Source organism: Candidatus Contendobacter odensis Run_B_J11 (assembly GCF_000531125.1).
GTDB lineage: Bacteria > Pseudomonadota > Gammaproteobacteria > Competibacterales > Competibacteraceae > Contendibacter > Contendibacter odensensis.
The window spans coordinates 1-10,209 of the sequence record NZ_CBTK010000277.1 but is presented as its reverse complement, the minus strand read 5'-3'; the positions used below and the strand labels follow the sequence as shown (position 1 = coordinate 10,209).

Annotated in this window: 11 protein-coding genes; 5 read left to right on the top strand and 6 right to left on the bottom strand. The window is 57.9% G+C overall.

Annotated features, from left to right (window positions below; translation table 11 throughout):
* The first annotated feature begins 87 nt into the window (after positions 1-87).
* Complete coding sequence (gene rpmB / locus BN874_RS17160) at positions 88-324, top strand: 50S ribosomal protein L28 (RefSeq protein WP_034435507.1); 237 nt, start codon at positions 88-90, stop codon at positions 322-324.
* A 12-nt stretch (positions 325-336) separates the two neighbouring features.
* Entirely contained in the window at positions 337-492 is a 156-nt protein-coding gene (gene rpmG, locus BN874_RS17155; protein WP_034435506.1) for a 50S ribosomal protein L33, read from the top strand.
* 491 nt (positions 493-983) lie between these two features.
* Here the strand turns inward: rpmG and dapF are convergent, their stop codons facing one another.
* The 5 genes from dapF to lptM are packed head-to-tail and all read right to left on the bottom strand — an operon-like array spanning position 984 to position 5,225.
* On the bottom strand, positions 984-1,814 hold the full coding sequence (gene dapF / locus BN874_RS17150; protein WP_034435504.1) for a diaminopimelate epimerase: 831 nt from the start codon (positions 1,812-1,814) through the stop codon (positions 984-986).
* 44 nt (positions 1,815-1,858) lie between these two features.
* The gene (locus BN874_RS17145; RefSeq protein ID WP_034435503.1) at positions 1,859-3,406 is read right to left on the bottom strand and encodes a bifunctional GNAT family N-acetyltransferase/carbon-nitrogen hydrolase family protein; all 1,548 of its coding nucleotides are present in this window, start codon (positions 3,404-3,406) and stop codon (positions 1,859-1,861) included.
* A 2-nt stretch (positions 3,407-3,408) separates the two neighbouring features.
* Positions 3,409-3,831, bottom strand: coding sequence for a CoA-binding protein (locus BN874_RS17140; protein ID WP_051497986.1), 423 nt, complete (start codon positions 3,829-3,831; stop codon positions 3,409-3,411).
* Positions 3,828-5,075: a diaminopimelate decarboxylase gene (gene lysA / locus BN874_RS17135; protein WP_034435502.1), complete on the bottom strand. Its 1,248-nt coding sequence runs from the start codon at positions 5,073-5,075 to the stop codon at positions 3,828-3,830. The genes BN874_RS17140 and lysA overlap by 4 nt, the downstream gene beginning before the upstream one ends.
* Before the next feature lie 3 nt (positions 5,076-5,078).
* Entirely contained in the window at positions 5,079-5,225 is a 147-nt protein-coding gene (gene lptM / locus BN874_RS23875) for an LPS translocon maturation chaperone LptM (protein ID WP_081756483.1), read from the bottom strand.
* A 133-nt stretch (positions 5,226-5,358) separates the two neighbouring features.
* Here lptM and BN874_RS17130 point away from each other — a divergent pair, with 133 nt between their 5' ends.
* Positions 5,359-6,042, top strand: coding sequence for an alpha/beta hydrolase (locus tag BN874_RS17130; protein WP_034435501.1), 684 nt, complete (start codon positions 5,359-5,361; stop codon positions 6,040-6,042).
* A 150-nt stretch (positions 6,043-6,192) separates the two neighbouring features.
* Here the strand turns inward: BN874_RS17130 and BN874_RS17125 are convergent, their stop codons facing one another.
* The gene (locus BN874_RS17125; protein WP_051497985.1) at positions 6,193-7,128 is read right to left on the bottom strand and encodes a DMT family transporter; all 936 of its coding nucleotides are present in this window, start codon (positions 7,126-7,128) and stop codon (positions 6,193-6,195) included.
* Between the two features lie 282 nt (positions 7,129-7,410).
* Between BN874_RS17125 and BN874_RS17120 the strand changes: the two genes are divergently transcribed.
* Both BN874_RS17120 and BN874_RS17115 read left to right on the top strand, forming a co-directional pair.
* A complete protein-coding gene (locus BN874_RS17120) occupies positions 7,411-8,259 on the top strand; it encodes a PEP-CTERM/exosortase system-associated acyltransferase (protein ID WP_034435500.1) in 849 nt (282 codons plus the stop codon).
* A gap of 251 nt (positions 8,260-8,510) precedes the next feature.
* Entirely contained in the window at positions 8,511-10,163 is a 1,653-nt protein-coding gene (locus BN874_RS17115; RefSeq protein WP_034435499.1) for a coiled-coil domain-containing protein, read from the top strand.
* The last annotated feature ends 46 nt before the right edge of the window (positions 10,164-10,209 follow it).

Here is a 10,209-nt window from a genome sequence, read left to right as displayed (position 1 = left end):
CTAAAGTCGGCCATCGCCAGGCTCCTATTACGAACCCCTGCTCCTTACAAGAGCGGGGGTTGCCATTTCCGATTGGAGATAAATCCAATGTCCAGAGTCTGTCAGGTGACGGGTAAGCGTCCGATCACTGGAAACAATGTCTCTCATGCCAATAATAGAACCCGCCGCCGGTTTCTCCCGAACCTGCACACGCATCGGTTCTGGATTGAAAGCGAGCAGCGCTTTGTGAAATTGCGCGTGTCCTCGCAGGGTATGCGGACAATTGATAAAAAAGGGATTGATGTCGTTCTCATCGAGCTACGTGCCCGGGGCGAAAAATTCTGAGGAGTCATTGCCATGCGCGACAAGATTAAACTGGTTTCCAGTGCAGGTACGGGGCATTTCTATACCACTACAAAGAATAAACGCACGACGCCGGAAAAGCTTGAAATGAAGAAGTTCGATCCGGTCGTTCGTAAGCATGTGATGTATAAAGAAGCTAAGATTAAGTGAATACCCTGATTCTTATTGGAGTCCCATAAAAAAACCCGCTATTTACTCAGCGGGTTTTTTTATGGGACATTTCTGATAAATTGGATTCATCGTTAATCATATGAAACCGATCGAGATATGCGACAGGAGGATTTACGATGCAATGCTGTCATTTACCCGCTGCGGGAGATTGGAACGGTGATGGCAAGGCCAAAGTCGGCATGTTCCGCAACGGCACCTGATTTCTCGACTACAATGGTAATGGTCAGCGGGATGGCAGCGGGATGGCTGCGGAATTGACCACTGCTACTTTGGTAACTTCGGCCAGCCCAGCGGTTTGCCCGTCGCCGGCAAGCGGTAGTGTTCCATCCTTGCCCGTAGTCAGGGATAGGTGGGCATGACCTACCTTCCCTGTTCCCTAACTCCCCGCGTCGTCACAACACCAAAACGGTTTTGGTATTCCAGCCGCGACACCGCCGGCTGGCAGGGCTTAGAACCTTTCCACGTCACAGTTAAGACTCAATCCATCCTTCAAATACGGTCGTCGCCGAACCGGTCATGATTACCGATTCGCCCTCACCGGCCCAATGCACTGTCAACTCACCGCCTGGAAGTTCCACCCGAACGTTTGGCCATAGCCGTCCCCACAACCGACCGGCTACCACTGCCGCGCAAGCGCCGGTGCCACAAGCCAGAGTTTCGCCGGTGCCCCGCTCAAACACTCGCAGCCGAATCTGATCGGGAGTCACAATCTGCATGAAGCCGACGTTGGTGCGCTTGGGAAAGCGTCCGTGCCGCTCCAGCAGCGGCCCCAGATGCGTCACTGGCGCCTGATCCACATTATCCACCAACAGCACCGCATGTGGATTCCCCATCGACACCACCCCCACTTCGAGTTCCAGGCCATCAGCGGCAATCGGATAACGGAGGGCGCGGGCGGTGGCGAAGAAGGGAATATCGGTCGGCTCCAGCCGGGGCTGGCCCATATCAACTGCTACCCGTCCGTCCGGCTGGAGGTGCAGCCGCAGCAGCCCGGCGGCGGTGATCACTCGCAGATCGTCTTTCTCCGTCAGACCATGGTCACAGACAAAGCGGGCGAAGCAGCGGGCGCCGTTGCCACACTGCTCCACCTCACCGCCATCAGCGTTGAAGATGCGGTAACGAAAATCGGCCTCCGCCTGGTCGGAGGCTTCTACTAGCAGCACCTGATCGCAACCGATGCCGAAGTGGCGGTCGGCCAGTCGGCGAATCCATGCCGGATCCAGCATCACAGCCTGGTTGATCCCGTCAATCACCACGAAATCGTTGCCGAGACCGTGCATCTTGGTGAAGTACAGTTTCATCTTCGGCGAACTCCAGCAGACGAGGAGGGAGGTTGGGGCGAAATTTAACTTCGGCCAGTCCATGCGATCTTGTACAAATCCAGCCGCCGGTCGCGGAAATTGCGCACACTGCCATGCACCCGCATTTCTTTCAGACTGTCCAGATCCAAATCCACGATCAAGGTCATCTCGGTGTTCGGCGTCGCCTCGGCAGCAATGGCGTCGTGCGGAAAGGCAAAGTCGGACGGGGTAAATACCGCCGCTTGGGAGTATTGCATATCCATATTTTCCACTTTTGGCAGGTTGCCGACGCTGCCGGAAATCACCACATAGCATTCGTTCTCAATGGCTCGCGCCTGAGCGCAGCGCCGCACCCGCAGATAGGCATTCTTGGTGTCGGTCCAGAACGGCACGAACAGGATTTGCATCCCCTGATCGGCCAGCAGCCTTGGCAATTCTGGGAACTCCACGTCATAGCAGATCAGAATGCCAATTTTGCCGATGTCCAGCTCGAACACCTTGAGTGCGTCACCGCCCTGCAAGCCCCAGTAGGAACGCTCGTCGGGGGTAATGTGCAACTTGGATTGCTTGTCCCAGGTGCCGTCGCGCCGACACACATAGGCGGCGTTATACAACGCGCCGTCACTGTATTCGGGCATGCTGCCAGCAATAATATTGACGTTGTAGGCAACTGCTAATTGGACAATCGCTTCACGCAGCGGATCGGTGAATTCGGCCAATTGCCGCACCGCCTCGGCGGTGTTGCGCTGGTTGAACTGCGCCATCAGCGGGCCGTTGAAAAACTCCGGGAACAGCACGATGTCGGTCTTGTAACCGGCCACTGCGTCAACGAAATACTCGACCTGCTGCAACATCTCCTCCAGCGAGGCGGTCTGGCGCATCTGCCACTGGACCGCGCCAACCCGCACTACTGACTTGCGCCCGCCAATCAGGACTTCCTTGTCCTCGTAGTAAATGTTCAGCCATTCCAGCAATACCGCATAGGCTCTGGATTCATCGTCGTCGGGCAGGTAGCCGGTGATGATCTTGCGAACGTGGAAATCGTTGGCCAACTGGAAGGTGAGAATCGGGTCCACCTGCTCCTTGGCGCGGACCCGTTCGACATACTGCTGCGGGGTCAGGTCGTGGGCGCACTGGCCGTAACCGGGAATCCGGCCACCGACCACGATGGCGCGCAGGTTGAGCTTTTCGCACAGTTCCTTGCGGGCGTCGTACAACCGCCGGCCCAGGCGCATGTCGCGGTAGTCGGGATGGACGAATACATCCACGCCGTACAGCGTGTCGCCATTGGGATCGTGGGTGGTGAGATAACCGTCGCCGATGATCTGCCAGTAGGTGTGGCGGTCGCCGTAGCGGCTGTATTCCACAATCAGGCTAATGGCAGCGGCGACCACTTTATCGTTGTCCTCAATGCAGATTTGCCCTTCCGGGAAGCGGGCGATCTGCGAGGCGAACTGCTCGCGGGTCCAAGCGCCGTCCATGTTGGGGTAAACCAGCTCCATGATTTCCTGCACGTCCCCGTAATCGGACAGACGCAGGTTGCGCAGTTTCAGGCGGTGCTGGACCGGATGTTCAGGAGTTTTTTCAGCCATGTTTATGGTATCAACTGGAGGTAATCACGATAGATGCAGCGGTTCATCACTACAGTCAGGCCCGCTGCCTGCGCCCGCAATGCCGCCGCTTTGTCCACCACGCCGTCCTGCAACCACAGCGCGGGGAGTTTCAAGGCGATGCAATCCTCCACAATCGCGGCGACGTGGCTCGATTCACGAAATACGTCCACTAAATCCACCGGTTGAGGCAGATCGCGCAGGCTGGCATAGGATCGTTCGCCCAGCACTGCCGAAACTGACGGATTAACCGGGATGATGCGGTAACCAAAACCTTGCAGCGCCCGGGCTACGCCGTGACTAGGGCGATTCGGCGACGCAGAAAGGCCGACCACGGCAATGGTTTTGACCCGCTGGAGCAGGGCGCGAATATCTGCGGCGGGAGGATTGGCGAAGGGGGGCATCATGCCAGCACCGATTCGCCGGCATACAGGTCTGCAATTCGCTCCCGCCAGCGCACCACCTGAAAGCGGTCGCCATCCACCATCACCTCGGCGACGCGGGGCCGGGAGTTGTAATTGGAACTCATGGCAAAACCGTAAGCGCCCGCCGAACGCACTGCCAGCAAATCGCCCGGCTCGATGTTCAATTCCCGATCCTTGCCCAGAAAATCGCCGGTCTCGCAAATCGGCCCCACCACGTCATAACGGCGCGATTCGCCCTCGGTTCGCGGTTCAATCGGGATGATCGCCTGCCAAGCCGAATACAGCGCCGGTCGCAGCAGATCATTCATCGCCGCGTCCACCACTGCAAAGCTCTTGTCATCGCCCTGCTTAAGCAATTCCACCTGCGTCACTAGAATCCCGGCGTTGCCGATGATCGCCCGGCCCGGCTCGATCAGAATTTCATAGGGTTTAGCATGAAGATGTTGCAGCAATGCGGCGGCGTGTTCGGCGGGCAGTGGCGGTTCCTCGTCGCGGTAGCGGATGCCCAGCCCGCCGCCAAGGTCGAGATGATGAATAGGAATGCCCTGATCCTCCAGCCGCGCAACCAAGGCCAGCACTCGCTCCAGTGCATCCACGAACGGCGTAACCTGAGTTAGTTGCGAACCGATATGGCAATCCATCCCGATAACATGTAGATGTAGCGAAGCGGCCGCTTTCGCGTAAATCGCCAGCGCCCGTTCCGGGTCAATCCCGAATTTGTTCTGCTTCAGACCGGTGGAAATGTAGGGGTGGGTGTTGGCGTCCACATCGGGATTGATCCGCAACGACACCGGCGCTCGCTGGCCGCGTTCCGCCGCCACCTGTTCCAGCAGTGCCAGTTCCGCCTCGGATTCGACGTTGAAACAGCGGATGTTGAGCTCCAGGGCGCGTTCCAACTCATCGCGGCGCTTGCCCACGCCGGAGAACACCACTTTACCGGGATCGCCGCCCGCAGCTATAACCCGTTCTAGCTCCCCAACCGACACGATATCAAAGCCCGATCCCAGCTGCGCCAGCACATTCAACACCGCCAGATTGCTGTTGGCTTTAACCGCGTAGCAAACCAGGTGCGGATGCTCGCCGAAAGCATGGTCAAAAGCGCGCCAGTGCCGCTCAATCGTGGCGCGGGAATAGATATAGCAGGGGGTACCGACCGTCGCCGCAATGTCAGCGACCGGTACCTCCTCGGCGAACAGGCGACCGTTACGATATTCAAAATGATCCATGGCTTAGGGAGTTACTGTCGGGGGTTGCGCGGACGATGCCGGTTGCGCCGGCGATTTGGGCAAATACAGTGGACCTTTCTGGCCGCAGCCGGCCAGCAGCGTGGTCAGCAGCAGCCAGGCCAGCAGTAATCCGGGGGGAAACATGCGCATTTGAGCCAATCCTCGCGGGCGGCGAATGAAAGAGCACTCAGTATAACCCGCATTCCGCTGGTGGGCGTGGCTTGACAATCCGGGGCGCTTCGCGGGTAATTTGCTCGATTGCTGACTACTGGAATGAATCTCAATGACTGACCCACTGTTGACCACCGTCGAAATCGAACCTGCTGGCACTGCTCGCTCCAGCGTGATCTGGATGCACGGACTGGGCGCTGACGCCAACGATTTTGGCCCCATTGTCCCGGAAATGCGCCTGCCGGCGGAGCTGGGAATTCGCTTTGTGTTCCCTAACGCGCCGGTTCGGCCCGTCACTATCAACGGCGGGATGCGGATGCGCGCCTGGTACGATGTGCTGACGATGGATTTACCGCGCCGTGAAGACCCCGATGGCGTGTACGACTCCGAGCGGGCGCTGGTGGCGCTGGTCGAACGAGAGAAACAGCGTGGCGTCCCTGCCGAGCGGATCGTGCTGGCCGGCTTCTCCCAAGGTGGGGCGATGGCGCTGCATACCGGCCTGCGCTACCCCGACCGACTGGCCGGTATTCTGGCGCTGTCCTGCTATATCCCGCTGGCCGACCGGCTGAGTGCTGAACGGCGTCCGGCCAACCAGCACACGCCGTTGTTCGTCGCTCACGGCGATTACGACGCAGTGATTCCGATGCGCTACGGGCAAATGAGCGTTCAGCGGCTGGAAAGTCTGGGCTATCCATCGGAATGGCACGACTACGGCATGGGTCACGAAGTATGCCTGGAAGAAATCCGCGATATTGCCGGTTGGCTGGCGCGGGTGCTGGCGGTTCCCACCGTGTAAGCCATTCAAGTCAGGATTTTTGCTTTCCGTCATTCCCGCGAAAGCGGGAATCCAGTAAGCCACTGAAAAAAATAGATACCCGCTGGCGCGGGTATGACAGATTTAAGGGTTTAGCTAAAGTCCTGCAAGTTTGCTCGTCCCCGTAGTGAATCAACCGGCTGGCTGCGATTTGACCGGATTGAGTACCGCTTGAGAATCGAGGGTCGCCGAACCGGTCTGGCTATAAATCACTCCAGCCAGCACCAGCAACATGGCGATACTTTGCACCAAGGTCAACGTCTCGCCCACCAGCCACCAGCCAAAGAAGGCGGCGAACACCGGAATCAGGCTGGAATAGGCCGCTACCTGACTGGCCGGCAGTTGGCCGAGGGCGTAGTTGTAACACAGATAGGCCAGAACACTGACCACCGCGCCCAGATACAGCACCGCCAGCATTGCCGGTCCATCCACAACGACCGGGATTGCCGCAAACGGCAACAGCGGCAAATACAGCACGCTGCCGATGAATGCCTGGGCAGCCGTCAGCAACAGCGCCGAATAATGGGCGCTGAGTCGCTTGACCGCCAGCGTGTAGCCCACCGCACACAACATCGCCAGAAATTCCAGAGCGTTGCCCAACCAGGGCTGTGGCGATAGCGCTGTTTGCTCGTCAGTCCCGGTCAGCAGGATCACGCCAACCACCGACACCAGCAGCCCAGCGTACAACCGCCCGCTCACCACTTCGTGTAACAACCATTGCGCGGCTAAGGCGACGCTGAGCGGCAGCAGAGCGATAACGGTGGCGGCGGCGGCGCTGGAGGTGAAACGCAGGGCATTGGCTTCGAGCGCGAAATACAACACTGGCTCAAACAACGCCATCAGTGTCAACCAGCGCCAGTCACCCCGCCGGTAGCGGATCGGCCCGAACCCGCGCCGCAGCCCCAGAAATACCCCGGAAGCGATAAGAAGACGCACGAAGGTAATCAGAATCGGATCGTAAACCGTTACTGCGAGCTTCATTGCCGCGAAGGAACTGCCCCAGACCACCATGGCGATGATCAGATAAACAGCGGGATTAACAGTGAAGACAAAGGGATTCATGATCATCGGGCATCGAGTCGCGGGCTGACTGCGGATTGTAACGAATGGGCGCCGCAAACCGTTTCTTTTTTGCAACGATCCCGTTTCTAAAAAGTTAAACGTAGCGATACCATTGAGGTGACAATCTGGTTGCCATCGGTTTCATCCTGTTCAAATTTTCTCTAGCCCGATGTTCAGAGTTCTGCGAGAATGCGCGTCATCTTTTTTGTAACTTAGCAACATTTTTTGCGATGCCGCAACAATATCAATTACTCACTGGCTCCAGAACCAGCATAGAGGGGGTTACCCGTGCCCTTGCATCTCAAAATTCGGCCGAGTGTCAATCGGCTATTCGACGACAGCTATGAAGTAATTTTGGCCGACACCGAAGCCAGTCGCGCCATTCACCACAAAATCCGCTATCAGGTTTATTGCATGGAGCGCAGCTTCGAAAACCCCGCCGACTTTCCCGCAGGTGAGGAAAGTGACCACTGGGACACCCATGCGGCACAGTTCATCGTCCGCCAGCGTGATTCTGGGGCCTGGGTCGCCGCTATACGGCTGGTGTTGCCGTATGCTGCCAGTTTCCCGCTCGAAACCTTGCACTGTCTGACGCCCGGACACGCCGACCATATTCGCCGCCGCCACCTCGGCGAAATTTCGCGTGTCTGCGTCATCCGCTCGCCAAAGCCCCACCACCGCAATCCTCATCTGGATCACCACTTCGACCACGTTACCCCGGATCGCGAATCTCAAGTCATGCTCGGTCTGATCCGGACCATTATCGTTCACGGTCTGGAACGGGGGATCGAGCACTGCTATCTGCTGGTGACCGATGCCTTCGCCCGCCTGCTGCGCCGGATCGGCGTGGTGCTGCATTCCGTGGGTATTGCCACTGAACATCGGGGATTCCGTGCCCCTTACCTGATGGGGCTGCGGGAAACTGCGGCCTCGTTGTGTAATCGCTCAGCGGCCATTCATGCCTTGTTTGCCCGTGCCATCCATGCGTACCAACCCTGCTCGGTCCTCGAAGACCTTGCTCGTGCGCCGCTGCCTCGGCCTTTGCCGCTACCCTACTGGGGCAGTGCGGCTGTGACCCGGCCCTATAGCTACCGCTATCGTCTGCCCGCGCCCACCCATCACGCCCAACTGGGATAAAGACTCCCCAGCGCCTAAAATACCAGCGATACGCAAAGAAATTGATCCCCTGCTCGCCAAGAAGCAAAAATCGGTCATACTCATAATTGTTTTAATTTAAGTTAGGATTTTCGCTTTGAGCTGGAACATTGCTGACCGTAGTGCGGGAGATGCCCCTGTTCGCGCTGATGGGTGGCACTACCTCTTCGGGTTGAGCGCACGACGCGAATGTCCCTATCAGCTTTATTTACCTAACCCAGCGACGTGATGCCATGAACGACGCGACCGAATTTGAATCCTCTCTGGATGGAGCGATTGGCTTTTTTCAGAACCTGCGCCGGAAGTTGGGAACACTGGAAGCCGAGACCAGTGCCCAACAGGATCGGTTGCAGGCCATCGCTACCTCGGTCGCCACCCTTCAACGGGATGCGCAAGTTGAGCATCAGTCGTTAGCTGATCTGGTAAGAGACTCCCACGCCCAAGCCGGGCAACTGACCGAGATCGTGACCGACGGTCGCCGGCTGGATGCACAAGTGGGTGTGATCGAAAACCTGATCGCCGATTTCCAGCAGGATCAGCAGCACCTACGGCAAACTCTAACGACGCTCACCACCGGCCTGCACACCCAACATGCTGATTTGCGCCAGGAGTGGCAGAGCGTTCTGGAACAGCAGGCAGCAGCGCCGATAGCGCAAATCGAAGCGCTGGAACAGCAGCTATCGGTCCAAACGCGGGAGATGCACAGTCTGCTGCTCTCTATTCAGGCGCTGAGCCATGACGCACGAATGAGCCGGGATGGGATGAAGGCGCTCGAATCCCAATTCGGACAACATGACAGCCAACTGGAGCAACTGGCACACAGCGTCAAATCCGGTCAGGAACGACTGGAACAGTTGGGCGCTAACGCGGAAACCCAGTCCCACCATCTGCAACGACTTGAAAGTGTGCTGGACACTCTCAGCCAGGCCACTGAAACCGGTGCCGAGACGGTTCGGGAGCAGCTTGAGGAACAGCAAACCCGGTTTGACGATCTCACCGGATCGCTGGCTACGGTCTGGCAGGATTCGCAAACTCTCCAGGAGACGGTTCGGGAGCAGTTTGAGGAACAGCAAACCCGGTTTGACGATCTCACTGGATCGCTGGCTACGATCTGGCAGGATGCGCAAGCTCTCCAGGAGGAGGTCGGGCGGCTCAACGGCGAATTTGAAACTCAGCGCCATGCCGTAACGGATGTGGCTCAGGCCCGGCAGGATCTACAAAAGCAGCAGGAACGCTTGAAGCATCTGGAAACCGTGATGGGCAAGGTGTCAGCGGATACCAACTCCACCCGCCAGATTTTGAACGTCCTGCAAACTGACTTTACCAACCAAAGCGATCTGCTGCGGGAACTGGATCAGAACTGGCGGGATAGGCTGGCCGCGTACCAGGATAATCCTGGATCTGGCTCCGTAGAAACCCTGGTTACCGCACCACCTCCGCCTGCTATCGCACCCGCACAACTCACGCAACTTGCACAACTCGCTGATGACCTTGTGGCGTCGCAGCAAAAATACGATAGTCTCCAACAAGAACTGTCCACGGTTCAGAGCGCACTGACTAACCAAGGCGAACACCTGACTGAACTCCACACCGCGCTACAGGAGCAGTTGCACGACCAGCAGGAGCGTCTCGGCGAGCTGGAAACCGCGCTCAACCACTTCCAGCAAACCCTGGTCCAAGAGTCCCCGGCTGAATCTGCGACTACCGCTGACCTCGCCGATCTGCATGAAACGCTGGCTGCTCAAACCGGCGCGCTAAACGATTTGCAGCAGTCGTTGCAACAGCAGTTGCACCACCAGCAGGAGCGTCTCGGCGAGCTGGAAACCGCGATCAACCATTTCCAGCGAACTCCGATCAAACGCTGGCTGCCCAAACCGGCGCGCTAAACGATTTGCAGCAGTCGTTGCAACAGCAGTTGCACCACCAGCAGGA